At 36.3% G+C, this 568-nt stretch carries 1 protein-coding gene; it reads left to right on the top strand.

What is annotated here, in order from left to right; genetic code table 11:
* On the top strand, positions 1-568 hold a 568-nt coding region (locus tag B6D18_RS12695), incomplete at both ends, for a hypothetical protein (RefSeq protein ID WP_158092598.1).

Below are 568 nucleotides of genomic sequence, written 5' to 3'. Positions count from 1 at the left end.
TAGTTATTATTTAACACCAAAATTAGATCCAAAAGTGTGTTATGCCCAGCCAAATTTGTATCCTGATAACGCTAGTTTAGCCGGTCGTGATTATGAGATAGATGGCATTTTATGGGATGCCGCACAAATCGAGAGTGACCATGATTATGGTGTTTATCGAGGGTATCCAAGTAAAGGTATTAAGGTATTGCGAGCAACCAATAGTGGTAATTATCAAGGTGAAACTTCAATAACTAAAAATAATTTTCCAACGACCGGGTCACATGGATTGTATTTTTATTTACTATTAGGCGGTATAACACCTGAAGCGGTATTAGCTGCCAATGGTAGAACGATAAAATCTGTAGAGGGGGGAAATGTTAGTTTATCATTAAGTGTAAGTAAAACCACTGAATGGGAGCATAATGAGCATGGACCCAGTCCATATGGATTGGCGCAACAAGCTATAAAAGTAACATTAGTTGGTCCACGCTATAATTCAGCGGATAAGAGTTTTAGACCTATGACATTTAAATTATATGCTGATAGTAATAAAAGTACGCTAATTTACGAATTTAAATTAATGCGT

Origin of the sequence: Gilliamella sp. A7 (assembly GCF_002142015.1) — a bacterium.
GTDB classification, from domain to species: Bacteria; Pseudomonadota; Gammaproteobacteria; order Enterobacterales; family Orbaceae; genus Gilliamella; species Gilliamella apis_A.
This window is presented reverse-complemented; position numbering and strand designations above follow the sequence as displayed.